Origin of the sequence: Cycloclasticus sp. PY97N, from assembly GCF_002443175.1 — a bacterium.
GTDB lineage: Bacteria > Pseudomonadota > Gammaproteobacteria > Methylococcales > Cycloclasticaceae > Cycloclasticus > Cycloclasticus pugetii.
Window position 1 is genome coordinate 971,285 of record NZ_CP023664.1, and the last position, 24,176, is coordinate 995,460.

General features: G+C 42.9%; 21 protein-coding genes and 1 tRNA gene. 20 read left to right on the forward strand and 2 right to left on the reverse strand.

Features of this window, described 5'->3' with window-relative positions; genetic code table 11:
- Positions 1 to 51 precede the first annotated feature (51 nt).
- Positions 52 to 1,719 carry an energy-dependent translational throttle protein EttA gene (ettA, locus tag CPC19_RS04880; protein WP_015006396.1) on the reverse strand — a complete coding sequence of 556 codons (1,668 nt, stop codon included), beginning with the start codon at positions 1,717 to 1,719 and terminating at the stop codon, positions 52 to 54.
- A gap of 270 nt (positions 1,720 to 1,989) precedes the next feature.
- Between ettA and CPC19_RS04885 the strand changes: the two genes are divergently transcribed.
- A complete protein-coding gene (locus CPC19_RS04885; RefSeq protein ID WP_016389991.1) occupies positions 1,990 to 4,692 on the forward strand; it encodes a bifunctional acetate--CoA ligase family protein/GNAT family N-acetyltransferase in 2,703 nt (900 codons plus the stop codon).
- Between the two features lies 1 nt (position 4,693).
- On the opposite strand, the gene CPC19_RS04890 is transcribed toward CPC19_RS04885, so the two are convergent.
- Positions 4,694 to 5,626 carry a histone deacetylase family protein gene (locus CPC19_RS04890; RefSeq protein ID WP_016389992.1) on the reverse strand — a complete coding sequence of 311 codons (933 nt, stop codon included), beginning with the start codon at positions 5,624 to 5,626 and terminating at the stop codon, positions 4,694 to 4,696.
- A gap of 206 nt (positions 5,627 to 5,832) precedes the next feature.
- Between CPC19_RS04890 and glyA the strand changes: the two genes are divergently transcribed.
- The 19 genes from glyA (at position 5,833) to uvrC (ending at position 24,173) form a co-directional block, all read left to right on the forward strand.
- Complete coding sequence (gene glyA, locus CPC19_RS04895; RefSeq protein ID WP_015006394.1) at positions 5,833 to 7,089, forward strand: serine hydroxymethyltransferase; 1,257 nt, start codon at positions 5,833 to 5,835, stop codon at positions 7,087 to 7,089.
- A gap of 12 nt (positions 7,090 to 7,101) precedes the next feature.
- The gene (nrdR, locus tag CPC19_RS04900) at positions 7,102 to 7,599 is read left to right on the forward strand and encodes a transcriptional regulator NrdR (protein WP_015006393.1); all 498 of its coding nucleotides are present in this window, start codon (positions 7,102 to 7,104) and stop codon (positions 7,597 to 7,599) included.
- 9 nt (positions 7,600 to 7,608) lie between these two features.
- Positions 7,609 to 8,721: a bifunctional diaminohydroxyphosphoribosylaminopyrimidine deaminase/5-amino-6-(5-phosphoribosylamino)uracil reductase RibD gene (ribD, locus tag CPC19_RS04905; protein ID WP_016389993.1), complete on the forward strand. Its 1,113-nt coding sequence runs from the start codon at positions 7,609 to 7,611 to the stop codon at positions 8,719 to 8,721.
- Positions 8,722 to 9,375 carry a riboflavin synthase gene (locus CPC19_RS04910; protein WP_016389994.1) on the forward strand — a complete coding sequence of 218 codons (654 nt, stop codon included), beginning with the start codon at positions 8,722 to 8,724 and terminating at the stop codon, positions 9,373 to 9,375.
- A 61-nt stretch (positions 9,376 to 9,436) separates the two neighbouring features.
- Complete coding sequence (gene ribBA / locus CPC19_RS04915; RefSeq protein WP_015006390.1) at positions 9,437 to 10,540, forward strand: bifunctional 3,4-dihydroxy-2-butanone-4-phosphate synthase/GTP cyclohydrolase II; 1,104 nt, start codon at positions 9,437 to 9,439, stop codon at positions 10,538 to 10,540.
- Between the two features lie 100 nt (positions 10,541 to 10,640).
- Positions 10,641 to 11,120 carry a 6,7-dimethyl-8-ribityllumazine synthase gene (ribE, locus tag CPC19_RS04920; RefSeq protein ID WP_016389995.1) on the forward strand — a complete coding sequence of 160 codons (480 nt, stop codon included), beginning with the start codon at positions 10,641 to 10,643 and terminating at the stop codon, positions 11,118 to 11,120.
- Entirely contained in the window at positions 11,117 to 11,566 is a 450-nt protein-coding gene (gene nusB / locus CPC19_RS04925) for a transcription antitermination factor NusB (RefSeq protein WP_015006388.1), read from the forward strand. Before ribE ends, nusB begins: the two co-directional genes overlap by 4 nt.
- 9 nt (positions 11,567 to 11,575) lie before the next feature.
- On the forward strand, positions 11,576 to 12,532 hold the full coding sequence (gene thiL, locus CPC19_RS04930; RefSeq protein WP_016389996.1) for a thiamine-phosphate kinase: 957 nt from the start codon (positions 11,576 to 11,578) through the stop codon (positions 12,530 to 12,532).
- Positions 12,522 to 13,007, forward strand: a complete 486-nt coding sequence (locus CPC19_RS04935; protein WP_015006386.1) for a phosphatidylglycerophosphatase A — start codon at positions 12,522 to 12,524, stop codon at positions 13,005 to 13,007. Before thiL ends, CPC19_RS04935 begins: the two co-directional genes overlap by 11 nt.
- 85 nt (positions 13,008 to 13,092) lie before the next feature.
- Positions 13,093 to 13,169, forward strand: a tRNA-Met gene (locus CPC19_RS04940).
- Positions 13,170 to 13,301: 132 nt separating this feature from the next.
- A complete protein-coding gene (rimP, locus tag CPC19_RS04945) occupies positions 13,302 to 13,760 on the forward strand; it encodes a ribosome maturation factor RimP (RefSeq protein ID WP_015006385.1) in 459 nt (152 codons plus the stop codon).
- Positions 13,761 to 13,780: 20 nt separating this feature from the next.
- Positions 13,781 to 15,283, forward strand: coding sequence for a transcription termination factor NusA (nusA, locus tag CPC19_RS04950; RefSeq protein WP_015006384.1), 1,503 nt, complete (start codon positions 13,781 to 13,783; stop codon positions 15,281 to 15,283).
- 26 nt (positions 15,284 to 15,309) lie between these two features.
- A complete protein-coding gene (gene infB / locus CPC19_RS04955) occupies positions 15,310 to 17,949 on the forward strand; it encodes a translation initiation factor IF-2 (protein WP_015006383.1) in 2,640 nt (879 codons plus the stop codon).
- Between the two features lie 10 nt (positions 17,950 to 17,959).
- Complete coding sequence (rbfA, locus tag CPC19_RS04960; RefSeq protein WP_015006382.1) at positions 17,960 to 18,325, forward strand: 30S ribosome-binding factor RbfA; 366 nt, start codon at positions 17,960 to 17,962, stop codon at positions 18,323 to 18,325.
- Between the two features lie 3 nt (positions 18,326 to 18,328).
- Positions 18,329 to 19,237, forward strand: coding sequence for a tRNA pseudouridine(55) synthase TruB (truB, locus tag CPC19_RS04965; RefSeq protein ID WP_016389997.1), 909 nt, complete (start codon positions 18,329 to 18,331; stop codon positions 19,235 to 19,237).
- A gap of 103 nt (positions 19,238 to 19,340) precedes the next feature.
- Positions 19,341 to 19,610: a 30S ribosomal protein S15 gene (rpsO, locus tag CPC19_RS04970; protein WP_015006380.1), complete on the forward strand. Its 270-nt coding sequence runs from the start codon at positions 19,341 to 19,343 to the stop codon at positions 19,608 to 19,610.
- Between the two features lie 27 nt (positions 19,611 to 19,637).
- A complete protein-coding gene (pnp, locus tag CPC19_RS04975; protein WP_015006379.1) occupies positions 19,638 to 21,704 on the forward strand; it encodes a polyribonucleotide nucleotidyltransferase in 2,067 nt (688 codons plus the stop codon).
- Positions 21,705 to 21,731: 27 nt separating this feature from the next.
- Entirely contained in the window at positions 21,732 to 22,193 is a 462-nt protein-coding gene (gene phaR, locus CPC19_RS04980; RefSeq protein ID WP_015006378.1) for a polyhydroxyalkanoate synthesis repressor PhaR, read from the forward strand.
- 138 nt (positions 22,194 to 22,331) lie between these two features.
- The gene (gene uvrC, locus CPC19_RS04985; RefSeq protein ID WP_016389998.1) at positions 22,332 to 24,173 is read left to right on the forward strand and encodes an excinuclease ABC subunit UvrC; all 1,842 of its coding nucleotides are present in this window, start codon (positions 22,332 to 22,334) and stop codon (positions 24,171 to 24,173) included.
- The last annotated feature ends 3 nt before the right edge of the window (positions 24,174 to 24,176 follow it).

Genomic DNA, 24,176 nt, shown 5'->3' on the forward strand with positions numbered 1-24,176 from the left:
AATCATAGGGGCAGTCAAATTGATATTTGATAGCCCCATGAATGAATTTTTCTACCCCGCTAATTTCTTATATTTAAGCCTTTTAGGTTGATCTGCTTCCACACCTAGTCGGCGTTTTAAATCGGCTTCGTATTCTTCATAATTACCTTCAAACCAGACTACATTACTGTCGCCTTCAAAGGCAAGCATGTGGGTGGCTATGCGATCTAAGAACCAGCGATCATGCGAGATGACCACAGCACAACCGGGGAAGCTGAGTAGGGCTTCTTCTAGTGCGCGAAGGGTTTCAATGTCTAAATCATTAGTGGGTTCATCCAGCAGTAAAACGTTGCCGCCTTCTTTCAGTACTTTGGCTAAATGCACACGGTTACGTTCACCACCGGATAGGTCGCCCATGCGTTTTTGTTGGTCAGATCCTTTAAAGTTAAAGCGTCCAACATAAGCGCGTGATGGGGTTTCGTAAGTGCCAACGGTAATCACGTCGTTACCTTCTGATATTTCTTCGAATACGGTTTTGTTGTCGTCTAAGTTTTCGCGTGATTGGTCTACGTAGGCGAGTTTAACGGTTTCGCCTATCTTAATATCACCACTGGTGGGTTCTTCTAACCCGCCCATCATTTTGAATAGGGTGGATTTACCTGCGCCGTTGGCACCAATAATCCCCACGATGCCACCTTGTGGCAGATTAAAGTTTAGGTTGTCGAATAACACGCGGTCACCAAAGGCTTTGCTGATGTTAACGGCTTCTATCACCGAATCACCTAAGCGTGGGCCGGGCGGTATGTAAATTTCCTGTGTTTCGCTGCGTTTTTGGAACTCTTTGGATTGCAAATCATCAAAGCGTGCCATACGTGCTTTGCTTTTGGCATGGCGGCCTTTCGGGTTTGAACGTACCCATTCAAGTTCTTTTTTAATGGAACGTTTTTGTGAAGCTTCGGCTTTTTGCTCTTGTTCTAGTCGTGCGTCTTTTTGTTCTAGCCACGATGAATAGTTGCCTTCCCAAGGGATACCGCGTCCGCGATCGAGTTCTAAAATCCACCCGGCAACGTTATCTAAAAAATAACGGTCATGGGTTACGGCAACTACGGTACCGGTAAAATCGTGCAAGAAGCGTTCTAACCATGCCACAGATTCAGCATCTAAGTGGTTGGTTGGTTCATCAAGCAGCAACATATCGGGTTTTGAAAGTAATAATTTACACAGCGCAACGCGGCGTTTTTCACCCCCTGATAGTTTGCTAACATCGGCATCCCATGGTGGTAGGCGTAGGGCATCTGCGGCAATTTCCATGGTGCGATCGGTGTCGTGGCCATCACCAGCTTGCAGGATGTTTTCTAACTCGGCCTGTTTTTTTGCTAGGGCGTCAAAGTCAGCATCGGGCTCGGCATAAGCGGCATATACAGCGTCTAATTCAGCTTGAGCATTGGTGAGGTCACCTAACGCTTCTTCAATGTTAGCGCGTACGTCCTTGCTTTCGTCTAATTGCGGTTCTTGGGCGAGGTAGCCAATTTTAATGCCTGGCTGTGGGCGCGCTTCGCCCTCTATTTCGGTGTCTAACCCAGCCATAATTTTTAGCAGGGTCGATTTACCTGAGCCATTTAGACCCAAAACACCAATTTTAGCGCCGGGGTAAAACGATAAATAAATATCAGTAAGAATTTTACGTTTTGGGGGAACGACTTTACTAACGCCGTTCATGGTGTAGATATATTGAGCCATTTGTAATCCGTTTATTATTTAAATAAGACTTGTTCTAAGGGTAGTAAACATAGTTAAACGTGTATTAATCGTTTATGGCGCGGCTCGTTTAATGGCGAGTTGGCGCGCATAGTTATTGATAGATATTTTATACAATGATTGGATGGCGTTATAGGCGTAAATATCAGATTAGGTAGCGATATAGGTGGTTTTTTCTTATAAATTAGATAAATGCGTATTACAATCTTATTATATTGCATTGCACAAATAATTTTATTTTAAGGAAGGAACATGACTGAAAACAGAATGTCGAGCTTTATTGCTCCTCAAACAATTGTTGTTATCGGCGCCAGTTCACGTGATGGCTCACTCGGTAAGATCATTGTTCAAAACTTATTGTCTGGCGGTATGGCGAAAGGCAATATCAGTATTGTTAACCCTAAGTATAAACGTGTACTCGACCTTCCTTGTAGTGCCTCGGTAGATGAACTTGAATCTGCAGCGGATTTAGCGGTTATTGTTTCACCACCTAAGACTGTACCGGGGTTAATTGCTGAACTAGGGCAAAAAGGGACAAGAAGTGTTGTTGTCATTACCGCTGGGTTTTCTGAAGGCAATGGCACCGGTGGTAAAGATCTTGAGGCGCAAATGTTGAAAGAGGCGCGTCAATATAATGTGAGAATTATAGGGCCGAATTGTTTAGGGGTTATCTCACCGATTAACAAATTAAATGCGAGTTTTAGCCATTTAATGCCTAACAAAGGAAAGATTGGTGTCATTTCTCAATCAGGCGCCATGTTAACCTCGATTATTGACTGGGCATGTGGTCGCGGTATCGGTTTTTCTCATCTAGTGTCGCTGGGGGATATGGCTGATATTACATTTGGAGAGGTCTTAGATGCAATGTCAATGGACTCAGAAACGGAAGCTATTGTTATTTACATGGAATCGGTTCAGCATGCGAGGCGCTTTATTTCAGCAGCAAGGGCCGCCTCTAGGACGAAGCCGATTGTTGTGCTGAAAGTGGGCCGCTCAGATGCGGGCAGTAAAGCAGTAGCGTCTCATACGGGGGCAATGGCAGGTTCTGACGATGTCTATCAAGCTGTTTTTGATCGTTCAGGATTACTTAGGGTCAATGGGATGAGTGAGCTTTTTTATGCTGCTGCATCACTGACATCGGTTAAACCACTGGATAAGAGTGGCTTAGCCATTTTGACAAATGGTGGTGGTATGGGTGTATTGGCAACAGACGCATTGGTTCAATCAGGTGGGGTGTTAGCGCAGCTGTCAGATGTCAGCAAACAAAAGCTTGATAAGGTGTTGCCAAAAACATGGTCGGGTGCAAACCCTATCGACATTATTGGTGATGCTGGACCAGACCGTTATGCTGCCGCCTTGGGTGTTCTTCAAGAGGATGAAAATATTGGTGCGATATTGGTCTTGAATTGTCCGACGGCTGTTTCATCAAGCATTGATATAGCGAAGGTTGTGGCTGATATTGCTGCAACAGGTAAAAAATGTGTGCTCACCAGTTGGGTGGGTAGTGCAACCGCCGAAGCAAGTCGTTCCTTGTTTGCTGAGCGAGGTATTCCGAGTTATGCAACGCCTGAATCGGCGGTTAATTCATTTATGTATTTAGTACATTATCGTCAAAACCAGAAAATTTTGATGGAAACACCGCCCGCGCTGACAGAAGATTTAGAGTTTGACGTTAAGGCAGCACAGTCTATTGTTGACAAAGCGGTAGCGAAAAAGCGCGAATGGCTTAATGAAATGGAAGCAAAGCAGGTGTTGGCAGCCTATGGTATTCCGACGGTAACAACACGCCTGGCTACGACAGCCGAAGAGGCTGTCAGTTTTGCGACAGAGCTTGGGTACCCAGTGGCGGTAAAAATATTTTCTCCCGATATTCTTCATAAATCAGATGTTCAAGGCGTTGCGCTGAACTTGGCGAGTGAGGCAGCGGTAAAACAAGCCGTACTGGATATTCAAAATACGGTTCAACATCGTCGGCCAGATGCGCAAATAGAAGGCTTTTTTGTTCAAAATATGGCTAATTATAAAGATGCGCATGAGGTGATCTTAGGTGTGTTAAATGACCCAACATTTGGTCCGGTTTTAATGTTTGGTCAGGGGGGTACAGCGGTTGAAGTGTATAACGATAAAGCGCTAGCCTTGCCTCCATTGAACCTTAAGTTAGCAAAAGATATGGTGGCGAGGACGAATATTTATCATCTGCTAAAAGGTTATCGTGATCGAGAAGCTGTTGATATGGATGCGCTTTTGTTAACACTGATTAAACTCTCTCAATTAGTTGTGGATTTTGATCGCTTAGTTGAGTTGGATGTTAATCCGTTGCTGGTTAATAGTCAGGGTGTTGTTGCGCTCGATGCCCGCATACGTATTTCTATAAAAAGTGAGGTGAAGACGAACAGGCTGGCTATACACCCTTACCCACATGATCTTGAAGAGAAAATAACGCTTGCGTCCGGTAAAACCTACGAATTGAGACCGGTGAGACCAGAGGATGAACCGGCGCTGATAGAAAACTTTAATCAGTTAACCAAAGAAGAGATACGGTTTAGATTTTTTAATGCAATAAAGACGATGAGTCACCCCATGGCAGCACGTTTTTCGCAAATTGATTATGACCGTGAAATGGCGTTGGTTATAACGGACCCAAGAACACAAAAAAACTGGAAGCTGTACGCCGTGGTGCGCTTAATATTAGAGGCATTTGAACCAAGGGCCGAGTTTTCTTTAATTGTTAATCATGTCGTTGGCCGACAAGGCTTGGGTACGTTATTGTTGAAGAGGATTATTCATTACGCCGAATCAAGAGGGCTTAAGGAGGTGTATGGTTCAGTGTTGGCAGAAAACAAAGTCATGCTAGATCTGTGTAAAAGAGCCGGCTTTACGATGCAAAGTCAGCATAATGAACCCGGGGTGGTGACGGTGAAGCTGTTATTAAATCGCGAAGCGTCAAACAGTTGATTTAGCTCAATTGCATTAGAGCACGTATGTGTTGTTCGGCACTACGTCCCAATGCTTTTAGTGCGTAACCGCCTTCGAGTACAGAAACAATGCGATTGTGCGAGTAGCGCCGTGCAATCGCTATGATTTCCTGTGTTACCCAAGCAAAGTCTTGATCTTGAAAACACAGGGTCGCGATATCATCTTCCCAGTGTGCATCAAAGCCGGCCGATATAAAAATAAACTGTGGTTTAAAAGCATGTAAGGCGGGTAACCAATGTTGTTGTACCTGAGCGCGGAACTCTGCCCCTGTTGAGCCTGACTTTAAAGGCGTGTTAATGAGCTTGTTGGGGATGCTCGGGCGATTAGAAAATGGAAACAGAGGGTGCTCATAGCTTGAGCAAAATAGCACGCGATCATCTGCCTCAAAAATTTCCTGTGTGCCATTACCTTGGTGGACATCAAAGTCAACAATGGCAATACGATCTAGTGTGTGTTTTTCAAGAGCGTGTGCAGCCGCAACAGCAATATTGTTGAAAAAACAAAAGCCCATTGATTTGGACCTTTCCGCATGGTGCCCCGGTGGCCGAACAGCACAAAAAGCATTTTCTATTTGCTTGTCCATAATAAGGTCAACCGCAGTGGTGCCTGCGCCTGCAGCTTTTAGCGCAGCGTCTAGGCTATGTTCGTTCATTAGCGTATCAGGGGTGATTTGAAAGAGCGCTTGCCCGCTGCCAGGGGCGTTATCAACTATATATTCAAGGTGTTGCTGGCTATGAACTCGCAATAAAGCGGCTTGCTCGACATTTGGCGCCTCAATATGCTCTAAAAGGTCCCAAAGCTGTTGGTGTTTTAATTGATCTTGAATGGCATATAGGCGACTTGACCTTTCTGGGTGTCCATCCCCCATGTCATGTTTAATTAAATCAGCATGCGTGATGTAGGCCGTTCTCATACAACATTGGTCCGGTAGTTTATGATGTTAATAATATACATTAAAGAACTTGAGCATGCGTTGATCAGGCTTTAGGATGCCAATTGGTGTTGGTTTTTCAAAGTTCTTGTGTGCTTTCTGCTAAAAATAGCCTTGTAACCACAATATGATGTAGAATTCGCTTTTTTATTTAATTAACGACGTTGGAAACGGCACGAGGAAACTAAATGTACAACAAGCGCATGACCATTGAAGGATTTGATGACGAACTTTGGGCGTCTATTCAACAAGAAGAGCAACGCCAAGAAGACCATATTGAGCTGATCGCATCTGAAAACTACGCGAGTCCTCGTGTGATGCAGGCGCAGGGTTCTATGTTGACTAATAAGTATGCAGAAGGCTATCCAGGTAAACGCTATTATGGTGGTTGTGAGTATGTGGATATTGCTGAGCAGTTAGCTATTGACCGTGTTAAAGAGTTGTTTGGTGCAGATTATGCCAATGTGCAACCTCATGCGGGCTCACAAGCCAATGCAGCAGTTTATTTCGCACTTTTACAAGCAGGCGATACCATTTTAGGGATGAGTTTGGCACACGGTGGGCACCTCACGCATGGAGCTAAAGTAAACTTCTCGGGCAAAATATTTAATGCCGTTCAATACGGCTTAAATGAAGTAACCGGCGAGGTAGATTATGAAGAAATTCAAGCACTGGCAAACGAACATAAACCTAAAATGATTGTAGCCGGTTTTTCTGCGTATTCTCGTGTAATGGACTGGCAAAAATTCCGTGATATTGCGGATTCTGTTGGTGCGTATTTATTTGTAGATATGGCGCATGTTGCCGGTTTAGTGGCGGCGGGTGAATACCCAAGCCCAGTAGGGATTGCTGATGTTACTACATCAACCACACATAAAACATTACGTGGCCCACGTGGTGGTTTAATTTTGGCCAAATCCAATCCTGAGATTGAGAAAAAATTAAACTCAATGGTCTTTCCAGGTACTCAAGGCGGCCCACTGATGCATGTGATTGCAGCGAAAGCAGTGGCCTTTAAAGAAGCGTTGTCACCTGAATTTAAAGCTTACCAAAAACAAGTTAAAGTAAATGCTAGTGCGATGGCCGATACCTTTATCGCACGTGGTTATAACATCGTGTCAGGTGGTACAGACAATCACTTGTTCTTGGTTGATTTAATCGACAAAGGCTTAACCGGTAAAGCAGCTGAAGCAGCCCTAGAAGCGGCGAACATCACGACTAATAAAAACTCTGTACCGAATGACCCTCAGTCACCCTTTGTGACCAGTGGTATTCGTTTAGGTGCGCCAGCAATTACAACACGCGGCTTTAGCGAACAAGACAGCAAAGACCTTGCTGGTTGGATGTGTGACATTCTTGATGACATTGAAAACGAAAGCGTTCAACAAGCGGTTAAGGAAAAAGTATTGGCCATTTGTTTACGTTTACCTGTTTACGCAGATTAAGGTTTAAGCCATATGCAATGCCCCTTTTGTAATGACAGTGATACACGTGTTATTGACTCGCGCTTAGCGGGTGAAGGGGATAGTGTGCGTAGGCGTCGTGAATGCCAAGCATGTAAAGAGCGGTTTACCACCTTTGAGACAGCCGAGCTGAATCTGCCGAGGGTAGTGAAGAGTAATGGTGTTCGCGAGCCCTTTTGGGAAGAAAAGCTTAGTGTCGGGGTATTGCGTGCGTTAGAGAAACGGCCTGTTAGCAGCGAAGATATTGATGCTGCTTTGAGTCGCATCAAAAAAAGCTTGCTGTCACTGGGCGAGCGCGAAGTCCCCTCGATGAAAATTGGTGAGCTGGTGATGGAAGAACTAGGAAACCTAGACCATGTTGCTTATGTTCGTTTCGCGTCTGTGTATAAAAGTTTTGAAGACATCAATGAATTTAGAAAAGTAATTGATGAGCTTGAAAAAGAAGATAAAAGCGAACAGCTGATGTTATCAGCCGTTGTTAGCAAAAAATAATATGATGCTATGACGTTTACGTCTGATGATCAACGCCATATGAACCGAGCGCTAGAACTGGCGGCGCTTGGTAGGTACAGCACAAAACCAAACCCTTGTGTCGGCTGTGTTATTGTTGACGAGGGGCGCGTTATTGCTGAAGGTTGGCATAAAAAAGCTGGCGAACCACATGCTGAAGTATATGCGTTACAGAGTGCTGCTGCAGCAGCGAAAGGTGCAACTGCGTATGTGACATTAGAGCCTTGCAGCCACCATGGCAGAACACCACCGTGTGCTGATGGTTTAATTAACGCGGGGGTATCTCGCGTGGTTATTGCTATGCAAGACCCTAATCCTATTGTGTCCGGGCAAGGTGTTGCTAAACTTCAGGCTGCAGGTATTGAGGTGGCTGTTGGCTTGTTTGAAGAGCAAGCAATAGCGCTAAATCAAGCGTTCTATCATAGGATGACTACAGGCCAGCCGTATATTTTTAGTAAAGTGGCAATGAGTCTGGACGGTAAAACAGCGATGGCATCGGGCGAAAGCCAATGGATAACAGGAGCAGCGGCGAGAAAGGATGTACATCAGCTACGTGCTGAAAGTGATATTGTCTTAACAGGGGTAGGAACAATCCTTGCTGATGACCCCCAGTTAACAGCGAGAGATGGTTTGGAGCATATAGCGGTAGAGCAACCGCATCGAGTTATTCTAGATTCGCAGTTAAAAACCCCAGTGAATGCTCGTATTTTTAAGTCGAACGTTAAGGTCACTATTTTAACCTGTAGTAATAATCAAGACGCTATGACGGCTTTACAGCAAGCTGGCTGTACTGTGCAGGTGATTGCTGCCGATGCTCAGGGACAAGTTGATTTATACGCCGTTCATGAGTGGTTAAGGTCGCAGGATATTAATAGTGTAATGGTTGAAGCCGGTGCATTGTTAAATGGTGCACTGTTGCAAGCAGGTATTATTGATGAGTTAATCATTTATATGGCGCCAAGTGCCTTAGGGTCGGATGCAAGAGGTGCTTTTTCTATGCCTCAAGTGTCAACGTTGTCAGATAGAGTTCAACTACACTATGTGGGTATGCATGAGCTTGATAGCGATATTAAATTAACTTATCGGGTTAAAAGGGAAGGCTAAATGTTTACTGGAATTATCGAAGCAGTCGGTGAAATTAAGCGTATTGAGCAACAGCAAGGTGATGTGCGCTTGACGGTTGCTACAGCTCATTTAGATTTGAGTGATGCACAGCTTGGTGACAGTATTGCTGTTAATGGTGTCTGTTTAACGGCCATTGAATTGGCGGCAGGCCAGTTTGTTGCGGATGTTTCAAATGAAACATTATCGGCAACAACGATGGAGGCACTAACAGTCGGTACGGCGGTTAATTTAGAATGTGCGTTACAAGCACACACTCGCTTAGGTGGACATATGGTTAGTGGCCACGTTGATGGGGTTGGACAGGTGCTTGAGCGCAAAACCGATGCACGTTCAGTTCGTTTTCGTTTTAGTATGCCTAAACAATTAGCTCGTTATGTTGCGCAAAAAGGCTCCATTTGTATTGATGGTATTAGCTTAACGGTGAATAGCGTGGATGATTCTTCGTTTTCCGTTAATATTGTGCCGCACACGTTAGAGATGACAACATTAGGCCAGCGAACAATTGGCGATTCAGTGAATCTTGAAGTAGACGTTATTGCGCGTTACTTAGAGCGCTTAATGATGGGGGATGCGCAGGACTCGTCACCAGTCGATTATAAAAAATTACTTGAAAGCAGTGGCTTTGTTAAATAATCTGAAAAGAAACTGAGTTGAATCGGCTACAATACGTGCCACTGACCAACTAAAAATACTTATGAATACGACTCAAGAAATTATTGATGACCTAAAGCAAGGCAAAATTGTCATCATAATGGACGATGAAGATCGTGAAAATGAAGGTGACTTGCTAATGATTGCTGAGCATGTGCGCCCGCAAGACATTAACTTTATGGCGAGTTATGGCCGCGGTTTGATTTGCTTAACGTTAACGCGTGAGCGTTGCCAGCAATTAAGGTTGCCGTTAATGGTTAATGATAATCAAGCAGCCTACTCAACCAATTTCACGGTGTCAATTGAAGCGGCCGAAGGCGTAACTACCGGTATTTCAGCGGCTGATCGTGCAAAAACTATTTTAGCCGCGGTTAATCCAACTGCAAAGCCAACCGATGTTGTTCAGCCGGGGCATATTTTCCCGCTGATGGCGCAACCGGGTGGGGTTTTAAATCGTACAGGGCATACTGAAGCTGGCTGTGACCTTGCGCGTCTGGCAGGTGCAGAGCCTGCTGCTGTTATTGTGGAAATATTAAATGATGATGGCACGATGGCAAGACGAGCAGATTTGAGCGTTTTTGCTGAAAAACATGAATTAAAAATGGGGACGATTGCCGACTTAATTCATTACCGTATACAAAATGAAAAAACGATAGAGCTTGTCAGTAGTTGCCATTATCCGACTAAATACGGTGATTTCAGACTTCATGCTTTTCAAGATGAAATAGATAATAAGCTGCATTTGGCCTTAACGTATGGTGATGTCAACACAGATGAGCCAGTAATGGTTCGAATTAATGCAAAAAGCACATTAGCCGACTTATTACACGCGAAAGAGAGTGATCATTACCCCTTGCCAAGTGCGATGCAAAAGATTGTTGCTGAAGGGCGAGGTGCGTTGATTTTAATTCGTAATAAAGAAGATAATCAATCGATTGTTGAGTTTATTCACGAGCAAGAATTAAAAGAAAAAGGGGTGTCTAATTTGGCGCCACAACCCTTGGTTGACTCAAGAGAAGTGGGTGTAGGTTGTCAAATTTTAACAGCGCTCGGTATTAAAAACTTAAAATTGCTTGGTACGCCAACGAAATATTCAGGACTGACTGGTTTTGATATTGAGATTGTTGAGCATGTGCCATTAGATTAAGTTGCTGATAAATGAAGAGTGCAGCAGCTTAAGCGCTTTTCGAACGATACAAATGGTTCTTTAAATTTAAGTTTATACGTACACATAACAAGGGTTTTATATGTCAGATGCAAAGGTAATAGAAGGGAATATGGTCGTGCGTGATGCACGTTTCTGCTTATTGGTGGGGCGTTTTAATAGTTTCATTGTTGACCAACTAGAAGGCGGTGCAATTGATACATTAGTTCGACATGGTGCGGATATTAAAAACATTGATATTGTCAAAGTACCTGGCGCATTTGAAATGCCCTTGGCAGCGCAACGTCTAGCAGCGAAGCAAAAATACGATGCAATCATTGGTTTGGGCGCGGTTATTCGCGGTGGTACGCCACATTTTGAATATGTTTCAGCCGAGGTCACCAAAGGCCTAGCCACTGTGTCATTGCAAGCGAATATCCCTGTTACGTTTGGTGTGTTAACAGTTGACTCTATCGAGCAAGCGATAGAACGTGCGGGCACAAAGGCTGGAAATAAAGGGGCAGAAGCGGCCCTTGCGGCCATTGAAATGGTTAATGTGCTTAAGGTGATAGACGCCGAATGAGTTCACCAAAAAGCAATGCAAGATTAGTCGCGTTACAAGCTTTGTATCAGTGGCAAATTACGGGTCAAAACCTTAATGAAATTTGTAAACAATTTGAAGAAGATTCAGAAACGCCTAAATATCAAACAGCCTATTTTGAGCACCTATTGATCGGTGTCGTTGATAAACTGGGTGAGTTAGACGAAGCAATTAGTGAGTTCACTACGCGAAATTTAGAAAAGATTGATCCCATTGAAAAGGCTGTTTTACGCTTGGGTGCATATGAGCTATTTTACAAGCCAGAAGTACCGTACCGAGTGGCTATTAATGAGTCGATAAACTTGGCGAAAAAATTTGGTTCTGAAAAAAGTCATGCTTATGTAAATAGCATCATGGACAAATTAGCGCAAAAAAGTCGAGCCGTTGAAATAAACGCAAAATCAAAAGGCAAGAAAAAAACCGGTTAACCTTGCAAGATGTCGTCCCCCGAGTTTTCGATTATTGAAGAGTTCTTTGCCTCAAGAGCAGGTGGCCCTAACGAATCCTTAGTGCTAGGTATCGGGGATGATTGCGCTGTAATCGATGTGCCTAGCCATAAACAAATAGCTGTTAGCACGGATACGCTGGTTGAAAATGTACATTTCTTAGCGAATAGTGAACCAGAATTGTTAGGGCATAAAGTGCTGGCTGTTAACCTAAGTGATTTAGCCGCGATGGGGGCATCCCCAGCATGGGCCTCGTTAGCGATTACACTACCAGCTATAGATAAAGCTTGGCTTGCATCGTTTGCAAAAGGTTTTTTTGAATTGGCTGAGCGATATTCGTTACAGTTAATAGGCGGTGATACTACTCGAGGCCCCCTTTCTATTACAGTGAATGTGATGGGTCTATTACCTAAACAGCAACGATTGATGCGTTCAGGCGCAAACGTTGGTGACGATGTTTATGTGTCCGGTCATATTGGTAGCGCCGGCTTAGGCTTAGAAAAAGCCCGCCAAGGTTATCTCAACATGATGGACGCAGAACTGTGTTCATATTTAAAGCCAAACCCTCAAGTGGCCTTAGGGCGCGAGCTGCTCAATGTAGCGACATCTTGTATTGATGTTTCAGATGGCTTGTCTGCAGACTTGAGTCACCTACTTAAAGCAAGCGGTGTTGGGGCAAGCGTATGGGATGAGTGCTTACCTGTGACTGAGTCCGTTCGCCAACATGCTAGTAAGCTGAGTGACGATTTATGGCCTTATTCGACAGGTGATGATTATGAGTTATGCTTTACATTACCCTCGAACCTAAATGCTGATGAATTAAGTAAATTACATAAGTATGACATTACAAAAATTGGTGTTATTGAGAAAGAGGGGGGCTTGAGAGTCGAAGTGAAAAACGGAAAAATATTTACGCTTAATAAGGGGTACGATCATTTTGCGAGCTGATAAAACCCCGTCATTTAAACAATTATTAGCTAACCCTGTGCAAATGTTGGCTTTTGGGTTTGGTTCTGGGTTATCTAAAAAAGCACCCGGCACGATGGGAACATTAGTGGCGATTCCATTTTATTATGTACTAATCAAGTTTTTTGAAAATGGTTATGCAGCGGCGTTGATATTGGTCGTTGTTTCAGGTGTGTGGATATGTGGTAAGGCGGCGGATGATATTGGTGTGCATGATCATGGTGGTATTGTCTGGGATGAAATTGCTGGTTATTTACTAACAATGTATTGGGTGGCGTTTAGTTGGCAAAACGTAATACTGGGGTTTGTTTTATTCCGTCTATTTGATATTGCGAAACCCTGGCCCATTAATTGGTTAGATACAAAAGTAAAAGGTGGCCTCGGCATTATGGTCGATGATCTATTGGCAGGGCTGATGTCTGCCGGCTGTTTATACGTATTAACAGGCTTGCTTTAAAACGAAGAATTAAAAACAGTAAATAAAACGTTAATAGTGATTGTAAAAGAAAGCTAAATCCAGTATTATTCTTCTCTTAAATGGACGCGGGGTGGAGCAGTTTGGTAGCTCGTCGGGCTCATAACCCGAAGGTCGTAGGTTCAAATCCTGCCCCCGCTACCAATGAATATACGGTACCCCATTTGGGGTATTTTTGTTTGGCCCCTTATGAATCTAAATAAGACTAAAGATTTAAGGCAAAAATTAAAGTGTTGAATGGGGCTTTGGCCCTTTTTTTGTACGTGATGGATAGAGATGAATCAAGCACCCGCTAAAATATTAGAGTTGATTAGGCCCGCAGTTACTGGACTTGGTTATGAGTTTGTTGGTGCGGAGTTTACCGGGCAAGGTAAGGCGGCGACTTTATTGGTTTATATCGATTCGGAAAAAGGAATTATGGTGGATGACTGTTCTAAAGTGAGTCATCAAATTAGCGGTATTATGGATGTTGAAGACCCAATAACAGGACAATACAGGCTTGAAGTTTCATCGCCTGGTTTGGAGCGTCCATTGTTTGAGTTGGCTCATTTTGAACGCTTTAAAGGATCAACAGTCAAATTGGAGTTGCGTCAATCAACACTTGAAGGGCAACGTCGGTTTACAGGCGAAATTCTAGAAGTGAAAGGTGAGACAGTGCACTTACATGTTGATGACGAGGAAATAGAAATTCCGTTTTCTCTCATAAAGAAAGCTAGGCTAGTAGTTAATTATTAAAAAATATTTCAGGGTTAAAGATGGCTAATAAAGAAATTTTAATGGTTGTAGACGTTGTTTCTAACGAAAAAGAAATTGATCGTAGTGTTCTTTTTGAAGCAATTGAAGCTGCTTTAGAGATGGCAACGAAAAAACTATACCGTGACGACATTGCAGTGCGTGTAGCTATTGATCGCGTGAGTGGGGATTATGAATCTTTCCGTCAATGGGAGGTTGTTGAAGCTGACCCTGAGTTTGAAAATGGTTTAGAAAACCCAGATGCTCAAATCCTACTGGAAGATGCACAGAAAAAAGACCCAACTTTAGAAGTGGGTAGCTTTATAGAAGAGCCAATTGAGTCGGCTGACTTTGGCCGAATTGGTGCGCAGGCTGCAAAGCAAGTGATTGTTCAAAAAGTTAGAGAAGCTGAACGAAGAAAAGTATACGAACTTTATAAAGATAAAGTGGGCGAGCTGGTCACAGGCGTTATTAAGCGTATTGAGCGTGGTAATGTGTTTGTAGACCTAGAAGGGACAGCGGATGCCATTATTCCACGTGAAGAAATGATTCCAAGGGAGCCCGTTAGAACAGGCGATAGGATTCGTGGTTACTTAAAGTCAGTAGAAGAAGTAACACGTGGTCCGCAGCTGACGGTTTCAAGAAGCGCACCAGAATTACTAACAGCGCTTTTTAAACTAGAAGTGCCTGAAGTAGGAGACGGTTTAATTGAAATTTTGGGGGCTGCGCGTGACCCAGGTTCAAGAGCAAAAATAGCCGTTCGTACACGAGACCAACGTCTAGACCCTGTGGGTGCCTGTGTTGGGATGCGTGGTTCACGAGTTCAAGCAGTATCAAATGAACTGGCAGGTGAACGTGTAGATATTATTCTTTGGGATGAAAACGAAGCGCAGTTCGTGATTAATGCGATGTCGCCAGCTGAAGTGGTTGCGATTGTCGTGGACGAAGATAAGCACAGCATGGATGTGTCAGTTAAAGACGATAGTCTCTCGCAGGCAATTGGTCGAGGTGGACAAAATGTTCGTTTGGCAAGTGAGTTAACTGGCTGGAAGCTTAATGTGATGAGCGAGACGCAAGCAGATGAGCAAAATTCATCAGAAGCAGATGGTTATGCTCAACAATTAATGCTTGATCTTGATGTTGATGAAGATGTTGCACTCATTTTAGTGCAAGAGGGTTACACCTCAATTGAAGAAATAAATTTCGCAGATTTAGATGATCTAACTGATATTGAAGAATTTGATGAAGATATTGCTGAAGAGCTGCAACAACGTGCTAAGGATGCTTACTTAATAAAAGCAATTGCTTCTGAAGAAGTCTTAGAAGAACATGAGCCAGCCAAAGACCTTCTTAATATGGAAGGGATGGATCGTGAGTTAGCCTTTAAATTAGCGAGCAAAGAAATTGTCACAATGGAAGATTTAGCTAATTTAGCAACCGATGAACTACTCGAAATAGCAAGTATTGATGAAGAGCGTGCGACAACATTAATTATGAAAGCACGTGAACCTTGGTTCGCTGAGTAAGCAATAAACTCTCTGGAGAAAGAAGTATGGCAGATATTACAGTTCAACATTTAGCAAAAGTAGTTGGTACCTCCGCTGAAAAGCTAGTGGAGCAACTAAAAGATGCTGGTGTAAAAGGTAAGACAATAACCTCAACGCTTAGTGAAGACGATAAAGTAAAATTACTCACATATCTTCGTGAGAGTCACGGGAAAGCTAAAAAAGACATCTCCGCACCAAAAAAGATGACTCTTAAACGTAAAACTACCGTCACAGAGCTGAAGCAAGCAAAAGGCCGTGGCGCAAGTTCGGTTAGTATCGAGGTTAGAAAAAAGAAAACACTTGGACGCTCCGCTGAAGAAATTGCGACGGGTTTGAGTTCTGATGAACTTGAAGAAGCAAAAAGAGCGGCCCAAGCACATCAAGACTTAGTGCAGGAACAAGGTGCCGCTCGTGAAAAAGAACAAGAAAGAGCCAGCAAAAAACAAGAAGCCTTAGATAAAATTGAAGCTGAAAAACAGGCTAAGTTAGCTGAAGAAAAAGCAATTTTAGAAGCTGAACAAGCTAAAGAAGCTGCAAAAAAAGCAGCGGCTGAAGCAGAAGAGGCGGCTAAGCGTGCTGAGTTAGAAGCAAAGCAAAAACCAGAGCCGCAGCCAGAACCAGAACCAAAAAGTGAGCCAGTTGAGGAGCCTAAGATTAAAATAGCTTCACCTGAGATTATGGCCAGAGTGAAGGCAGAAGCTGACGCTAAAAAAGCAAAAGAACTGGGCCGCAAGACAGACAAGAAGAAGGCGGGCTCTAAGTTCGGTGGAGGCATCTTGCACGTAGACAAGAAACCACGTCGAAATAAAAAGAAAGGTGGCGGTAAGACACGTGATATACGACTAGAATCCGATGGTAAGCACGGTTTTGAAGTACCAACAAAAAGTATTGTTTATAGTGTAGAAATTCCTGAAAGCATTATTGTCTCTGACCTTGCTCAGCGTATGAATGTGAAAGCAGGAGAAGTTATTAAAACATTGATGGGATTAGGCACTATGGCTACCATCAATCAACCATTAGACCAGGAAACAGCGGTAATTGTCGTTGAAGAAATGGGCCATAAGGTTGTTTTACGCAGCGATGAAGACATCCAAGCTGAGTTATTAGCAGATGTCATAGAAAAAGACGGTAAAGAAGAGCCGCGTGGCCCAGTCGTGACGATTATGGGGCACGTAGATCATGGTAAAACATCGCTATTAGATTATATTCGCGAAAGTCGTGTAGCAGCGGGTGAATCAGGTGGTATTACTCAGCATATTGGTGCTTATCGAGTTAAACAAGGCGATAGCATGGTGACTTTCATTGATACACCTGGGCATGCCGCGTTTACTGCAATGCGTGCACGGGGTGCGCAAATAACCGATTTAGTTATTTTAGTGGTTGCTGCCGATGATGGAGTGATGCCGCAAACAAAAGAAGCCGTTGAGCATGCGCGAGCAGCGGGTGTCCCGATGATTGTTGCTGTTAATAAGATGGATAAAGAAGGGGCGCAGCCTGATCGAGTAAGGAATGAGTTGTCTCAACTTGAGGTGACACCTGAAGATTGGGGTGGTGATACGCAATTTGTTAATATTTCAGCATTAAAAGGCGACGGTGTTGATGAGTTACTTGAAGCAATTGCGCTACAAGCTGAATTATTAGAGTTGTCTGCACCAGTTGATGTGGCGGCTACAGGCGTTGTAATTGAGTCACGACTAGATAAAGGCCGAGGCCCAGTGGCAACTATTCTTGTGCAAAAAGGCACCTTGAATATGGGGGACTATCTAGTTGCCGGTGAAGCGCATGGTCGAGTTAAGGCGATGTTTGATGAACATGCTAAAGCAGTGAAATCAGCAACGCCAGCGGTACCCGTTGAAGTGCTGGGTCTTTCAAGTGCAACTGAAGCTGGCGTTGAAGTATATGCTGCACCAAGCGAGCGAAAAGCACGTGAAATTGCGGAATTCCGCCAAAATAAATCGAAACAAGCAAGGCAAGCAAAACAGCAAGCAGCGAAACTAGAGCAAGCATTCTCACAAATGGAAGATGGGGATAGCGCTACACTTAATGTACTACTTAAAACAGATGTACATGGCAGTTTAGAGGCACTTAAATCATCACTAACAAATCTTTCAACAGATGAAGTGAAGGTTTCAATTGTGGCCGCAGGTGTTGGCGGTATTAATGAAAGTGATGTTAACCTTGCTGCTGCGTCAGATGCGCTAATTATCGGCTTCAATACACGTGCCGATGCAAGTGCAAGGCGTATGATTGAAAACCGAGGTGTATCGGTTCGTTATTACAGTATTATTTATGATGTGATTGATGATGTACGTGATGCGTTGTCAGGCCTATTAGCTCCAGACATTAAAGAGCAAATTGTGGGGATTGCAAACGTACGAGACGTATTTAAATCACCTAAATTAGGCGCAATTGCAGGCTGTATGGTGACAGAAGGTTACGTTAAGAGGGATTTACCTATTCGTGTGTTACGTGACAATGTTGTTATCTATGAAGGACAGCTTGAGTCATTAAGGCGCTTTAAAGATGATGTTCAGGAAGTTAAGTCGGGTATGGAATGTGGTATTGGTGTGAAAAACTACAATGACGTACAAGATGGCGATCAAATTGAAGTTTTTGAGCGCATAGAAGTTAAACGCAAATTATAAGCAGTGATTAATGCCTAGAGAGTTTTTACGTTTCCAACGAGTTTCACGCCAACTTCAACGAGAGTTGGCTGAAATTATTCAGCGTGACCTGAGAGACCCTGACGTTGGCTTTGTCACAGTTAGTGATGTTGAAGTCACGAAAGATTTAGCGGTCGCCAAAGTTTTTGTCAGCGTGTTAACAACGCAAGAAGCAGAAGATAAGCAGTCTAGTGTTGCGGCTTTAAATCGTGCGTCAAACTACATCCACGGTATCGTTTCAAAGCGGATGCGCATGCGGATGGTGCCAGAATTACGTTTTTTTCTAGATGAGTCTATCGAACAAGGTATTAAAATGGATGCGCTGCTGAAAGCAACAAACCCAGATAACGAGAAATAACGAGTGTCAGAACGAAAAAAGAAAGGCCGTGATATCAGCGGTATTCTAATTTTAGACAAGCCACTTCATATTTCATCCAGTCGCGCCGTTCAAATTATTAAACGTCTATATGGTGCAAAAAAAGTAGGGCATACCGGCAGTTTAGACCCGCTTGCATCTGGTGTACTTCCGATATGCTTAGGCCATGCAACAAAAGTGTCGCAATATTTATTGGCATCAGATAAAACCTATCAATTTACAATGAGGTTGGGGCAAACCACCACTACAGGTGATGTTGAGGGTGAGGTCCTAGCCGAGCGCCCTGTGCCATCTATAAATAAAAATGATCTCAATTTAATCTTGGAAACATTTAGCGGAAAGATTAAACAAATCCCTCCAATGTATTCGGCGCTTAAACATAACGGTCGGCGGTTGTATGACATAGCACGCGCAGGGCAGGTAGTGCCGCGGCCAGCTCGTGAGGTGACGATTAATTCATTGAGCTTGCTGTCACAATCCGAAGAAACCCTAACGTTTGAAGTGTCGTGTACTAAAGGTACGTATGTTCGCACTTTGGCAGAAGATATTGGTAAGCAGTTAGGGTGTGGGGCTCACGTGACCTTTTTAAGGCGCCTTAAAACTGGTCCGTTTGACCTTAATGATGCGGTTACCATAGAGCAATTAGAGGCTGATAAAGGTGATTTGGCTAGTTTAGATTGCCAGTTGAATAGTCTAGATTTGGCGCTTCAACAATACCCTATCATCAACTGTAATGATAAAGCGGTGAGTGATTTATGTTTGGGTCGGCAAATATACGTCGACGGTCTAGAAAATTCCCCTATTATTCGTTTAAATGACCCAAAGGGAAATATTTTTGGCCTTGGTAAGTGGAGTGAGGGTAACTATTTGGCGCCTATCAGGATTTTTGCATAATAAGCTTGCTTAAGCATTTGTCTTAAAGCTTGTTAGCATACATTACGAAGAGTACAATGAACTGTTACTTAAGATTAATATAATAGAAAGTGGAGTAAGAAATATGTCGTTCGGTACAGAACAAAAGCAAGAAATTGTTAAAGAATATGCGTTATCAGAAGGTGATACAGGATCTCCAGAGGTTCAAGTTGCTTTGTTAACGGGGAGAATCAATCATTTGACACCGCATTTTTCTGAGAACAAAAAAGATCACCATTCACGTCAAGGTTTATTAAGAATTATTAACCGTCGCCGTAAGTTATTAGACTATTTAAAAGGCAAAGACGTAGAACGTTACCGTGCATTGATTGCGCGTTTAGGATTGAGAAAGTAAAAGATAAATAATAGGTAGGCATAAATAGTGAATTCAGTAAAAAAAGAGTTTCAATTCGGTCATCAGACTGTATCTTTTGAAACAGGTGAGATTGCACGTCAAGCAGACGGAGCAGTACTAGTAGAAATAGATGGTACGATTGTTTTAGTAACAGCAGTAGGTAAACGTGAAGGGGGAGAAAATAATTCATTCTTTCCGCTTACCGTAAACTATCAAGAAAAAACATATGCTGCAGGTAAAATACCGGGTGGTTTTTTTAAGAGAGAAGGGCGACCAAGTGAGAAAGAAACTCTAACTTCTCGTCTTATCGACCGTCCTATTCGTCCACTGTTTCCAAAAGGATACAAAAACGAAACTCAGGTTATTGCGACTGTTATTTCACTAAACCCAGAAGTTGATCCAGATATTCCTGCCTTATTAGGTGCATCAGCTGCATTGGCTATTTCAGGTCTACCGTTTGAAGGTCCAATTGGTGCTGCACGAGTAGGTTATATAAATGGTGAATATGCATTAAACCCATCAAAAAATGCTTTGGCTGAGTCTAAATTAGATTTAGTTGTTGCAGGTACTGAAGATGCTGTTTTAATGGTTGAATCAGAAGCTGATTGTTTGCCTGAAGATATTATGTTGGGCGCCGTGACCTTTGGCCACGAACAAATGCAGGCGGCTATTCAGGCCATTAATGAGCTAGCTGAACAGGTGGGTAAGCCACGTATGGAATGGGTTGCACCCGAAAAAGATCAAACGTTACTTGAAAAAGTGGCTGATCTTGCAACAGCTGGCATTGCAGATGCGTATACGATTCTTGTTAAACTTGATCGTCAAGTTAAATTACAAGAGCTACGTACAAGTGTATTAGCCCAACTTGAAGACGAAGACCCTGAAGAAGTAAAAGAAATCTTCTCTTCTCTAGAAAAGAAACATGTCCGTGAGTTAGTACTGTCGACTAAAAAACGTATTGATGGACGTGATTTGTCAACTGTTCGTCCTATCCATGTGCGTACAGGGGTTTTACCTCGTGCACACGGTTCGGCACTATTTACTCGCGGTGAAACGCAGGCATTAGTTGTTGCAACGTTAGGCACAGACCGCGATGCACAAATGATTGATGCAGTAGAAGGTGAGTACCGTGATCACTTCATGTTGCACTATAACTTCCCTCCATATTGTGTTGGTGAAACAGGCTTTGTTGGCTCACCAAAAAGACGTGAAATTGGCCATGGTCGTTTAGCAAAACGTGGTATTCAAGCGGTTCTACCAAGCCAAGAAGATTTCTCTTATGTACTACGTGTTGTAGCCGAAGTGACAGAATCAAATGGTTCAAGCTCAATGGCGAGCACATGTGGTACCAGTTTGGCGCTAATGGATGCAGGTGTGCCGATTAAATCACCTGTAGCTGGTATCGCGATGGGCCTTATCAAAGAAGGTGATGAATTTGCGGTCTTGTCTGACATTTTGGGCGATGAAGATCACTTAGGTGATATGGACTTTAAAGTCTCTGGTACAGACTCTGGTGTGACTGCACTTCAAATGGATATCAAAATCCAAGGGATTACGCATGAAATCATGTCTAATGCGTTGGAGCAAGCAAAGGCAGGCCGCTTGCATATCTTAGAAAAAATGAATTCTGATCTTTCACAAGCACGCGAAGAGATGTCTGATTTTGCTCCGCGCATCCTTACACTTAAGATTGACCCAGCAAAAATTCGCGATGTTATTGGTAAAGGTGGTGTCACTATTCGGGCAATTACCGAAGAAACAGGCGCATCTATTGATATTACTGATGAAGGCATCGTAAAAGTTGCTTCGGTTGATCGTGAAGCTGGCGAAAAAGCGTTAAAACGCATAGAAGATATTACTGCAGAAGTTGAAGTGGGCAAAATTTACGAAGGTAAAGTTGTTCGTTTAATGGACTTTGGTGCATTTGTATCGATCTTGCCAGGCAAAGATGGCCTTGTACATATTTCACAAATTTCTGAAGAGCGTGTTGAGAAGGTTAGTGACAAGCTTTCTGAAGGTGATGTTGTTAATGTGAAAGTTCTTGAGGTTGATCGCCAAGGACGTGTTAGATTAAGCATGAAGGAAATAGATTAACGACTCATCAGTTCACGGTTAATAACTATGGCTAATTCTCGAATCATAAAAAAGTACCCTAATCGTCGTTTGTATGACACGGAGATTAGTAAGTATGTAACGCTTAATGATGTGCGTCAGCTTATTATTGAACGGGAACCTGTTAAAGTTGTTGATGCGAAATCAAAAGAAGATTTAACTCGAAGCGTATTATTGCAAATCATTCTTGAGCAAGAAGAGGATGGTGAGCCGATAATGAGTGCTGAAATGTTAGAGCAATTGATTCGTTTTTATGGTGATCCATTTCAACATAATTTTGCAAGTTACCTTGAAAACTCGGTGAAGTTAATCGCCGAGCAAAGAGCCAAGGTAAGGAGCAAACTGGAGCAAGCAGCTGATCCTTTTGCAATGATGACCTCATTAGCAAATAGAAATATGGAAGTTTTTAAAGAAATGCAAGAAGGGCTGTTCAAAAGTGTGATGCCTGCTAAAGCCAGTAAAAAGAAATAAGCAGTTAATAGCTAAAAGAAAAAACCTCGTTTACGAGGTTTTTTTTTGGCTGTTCATTTAGTATAAAAATACCCTGTAGGGTTAATTTAAAATGAATATGGCTGCCCTTAAGTTGAATAAATAAGTAAACTGATTGTTATGGAAGGTAAGGACAAATTAACGACTTTTGATAGCGAGCATTTTCTAAAAACATTGACCCAAAAACCGGGTGTTTATCAAATGCTCGATCATCGTGGTATTTGTATTTATGTAGGTAAAGCGAAAAACCTAAAAAAAAGGGTGTCGAGTTACTTTAATAAAACAGATAAAGACGCTAAGAAAAAAATGATGTTGTCTCATGTGCAACAGATCGAGATAGTTGTTACGCATACTGAAGGTGAGGCGCTGCTGTTAGAAAATCAACTCATCAAAAAATTGAAGCCTAGATATAATATTTGTTTAAGGGATGATAAAAGTTACCCTTATATTTATTTATCAACACATCAAGAGTTTCCCAAACTTACATTCCATCGGGGTGCTAAAAAAAAGCAAGGGCAGTATTTTGGTCCCTACCCCAGTGCAGGCGCGGTTCGCGACAGCTTACACGTCTTGCAGAAACTTTTCCCCGTTAGGCAATGTGATGACAGTTTTTTTAAAAATAGGTCTAGACCGTGCCTACAGCATCAAATTAAACGTTGCACAGCCCCTTGCGTTGGCCTTATTAGCCAGCAAGATTATCATGATGATGTGGCTCACACGGTGTTATTTCTTGAGGGCAAAAATAGCAAACTAATCAGTGATCTAGTTAAGAAAATGGAAAGTGCAGCAAATGAGTTGAATTTCGAAAAAGCAGCTCAATTCCGTGATCAAATTGCTCAGTTAAGAAAGGTGATGGAGCGCCAATATGTTAGTGGTAATGATGGGGACCTTGACGTGGTTGCGTGTGAAATACAGCAGCATGTTGCTTGTGTTCAAGTGTTTTTCATACGAAAAGGTCAACATTTAGGCAATCGTACGTTTTATCCTAAAATTCCGCAGGGAAAAACAGAGCAAGAGGTGTTAAATGCTTTCTTGCTGCAGTTTTATTTAGATAAAAAATTACCTAAGGCGGTTATTTTGAGTCATGCCTTGCTTGAAGCAGAATTAATCCAACAAGTATTCAATGAGAAAGCAGAGAGGAAAGTAAGTCTAGTTACTAACCCCAGAGGGGAAAGGGCGCGTTGGCTGAAGATGGCGAAAAGTAACGCTATAACGGCCTTAACTCAGCGCCTAGAAAGTAGAGAAAATACAAGGGATAGACTCAGTAAATTATCAATGCTATTAGGCGTTGAGAAAGGTATTGCGCGTATGGAATGTTTTGATATTAGTCATCTGCAGGGGGATCAAACCGTTGCTTCATGTGTTGTTTTAAATGAAGAGGGCCCTTTGAAATCAGATTATCGTCGCTTTAATATCACCGGAGTTACGCCGGGTGATGACTATGCTGCACTGTCTCAGGCAGTATCACGTCGCTTCCTTCGTGCCAAAAAAAATGAACATGTAGTGCCCGATTTGCTGATAATTGATGGTGGGAAAGGCCAAGTTAATGCTGTTTTAAAAGCACTAAGCGATATTGATAGCCCTGAAGTGTTTGTTATCGGCATCTCAAAAGGTAGTGATAGAAAAGTTGGGATGGAAAAAATTTATCGTGCAAAGGACGGTAAGGTGCTAATTTTTCCAGCAGATGAACCGGCCTTATTGGTTGTTCAGCAAATTAGAGACGAGGCGCACCGTTTCGCTATTAGTGGCCATCGTCAACAGCGTGGTAAAGAGAAGAAAAAGTCGACCCTAGAGCAAATTGATGGCTTAGGTCCGAAACGTAGACGCCAATTACTTAAACAGTTTGGAGGCTTGCGTGAAATTCAATCTGCTGGGGTGGAAGACCTTTGTACGGTTGAGGGGATCAGTAAATCATTAGCGCAAAGAGTGTATAACTTCTATCATGACGGACCAGCTGGATAAAGT

What these genes read in the sequence shown, in the direction of transcription:
- ettA (WP_015006396.1), bottom strand. Translation starts at nt 1,719, where the DNA reads ATGGCTCAATATATCTACACCATGAACGGCGTTAGTAAAGTCGTTCCC.
- CPC19_RS04885 (WP_016389991.1), top strand. Translation starts at nt 1,990, where the DNA reads ATGACTGAAAACAGAATGTCGAGCTTTATTGCTCCTCAAACAATTGTT.
- CPC19_RS04890 (WP_016389992.1), bottom strand. Translation starts at nt 5,626, where the DNA reads ATGAGAACGGCCTACATCACGCATGCTGATTTAATTAAACATGACATG.
- glyA (WP_015006394.1), top strand. Translation starts at nt 5,833, where the DNA reads ATGTACAACAAGCGCATGACCATTGAAGGATTTGATGACGAACTTTGG.
- nrdR (WP_015006393.1), top strand. Translation starts at nt 7,102, where the DNA reads ATGCAATGCCCCTTTTGTAATGACAGTGATACACGTGTTATTGACTCG.
- ribD (WP_016389993.1), top strand. Translation starts at nt 7,609, where the DNA reads ATGACGTTTACGTCTGATGATCAACGCCATATGAACCGAGCGCTAGAA.
- CPC19_RS04910 (WP_016389994.1), top strand. Translation starts at nt 8,722, where the DNA reads ATGTTTACTGGAATTATCGAAGCAGTCGGTGAAATTAAGCGTATTGAG.
- ribBA (WP_015006390.1), top strand. Translation starts at nt 9,437, where the DNA reads ATGAATACGACTCAAGAAATTATTGATGACCTAAAGCAAGGCAAAATT.
- ribE (WP_016389995.1), top strand. Translation starts at nt 10,641, where the DNA reads ATGTCAGATGCAAAGGTAATAGAAGGGAATATGGTCGTGCGTGATGCA.
- nusB (WP_015006388.1), top strand. Translation starts at nt 11,117, where the DNA reads ATGAGTTCACCAAAAAGCAATGCAAGATTAGTCGCGTTACAAGCTTTG.
- thiL (WP_016389996.1), top strand. Translation starts at nt 11,576, where the DNA reads ATGTCGTCCCCCGAGTTTTCGATTATTGAAGAGTTCTTTGCCTCAAGA.
- rimP (WP_015006385.1), top strand. Translation starts at nt 13,302, where the DNA reads ATGAATCAAGCACCCGCTAAAATATTAGAGTTGATTAGGCCCGCAGTT.
- nusA (WP_015006384.1), top strand. Translation starts at nt 13,781, where the DNA reads ATGGCTAATAAAGAAATTTTAATGGTTGTAGACGTTGTTTCTAACGAA.
- infB (WP_015006383.1), top strand. Translation starts at nt 15,310, where the DNA reads ATGGCAGATATTACAGTTCAACATTTAGCAAAAGTAGTTGGTACCTCC.
- rbfA (WP_015006382.1), top strand. Translation starts at nt 17,960, where the DNA reads ATGCCTAGAGAGTTTTTACGTTTCCAACGAGTTTCACGCCAACTTCAA.
- rpsO (WP_015006380.1), top strand. Translation starts at nt 19,341, where the DNA reads ATGTCGTTCGGTACAGAACAAAAGCAAGAAATTGTTAAAGAATATGCG.
- phaR (WP_015006378.1), top strand. Translation starts at nt 21,732, where the DNA reads ATGGCTAATTCTCGAATCATAAAAAAGTACCCTAATCGTCGTTTGTAT.
- uvrC (WP_016389998.1), top strand. Translation starts at nt 22,332, where the DNA reads ATGGAAGGTAAGGACAAATTAACGACTTTTGATAGCGAGCATTTTCTA.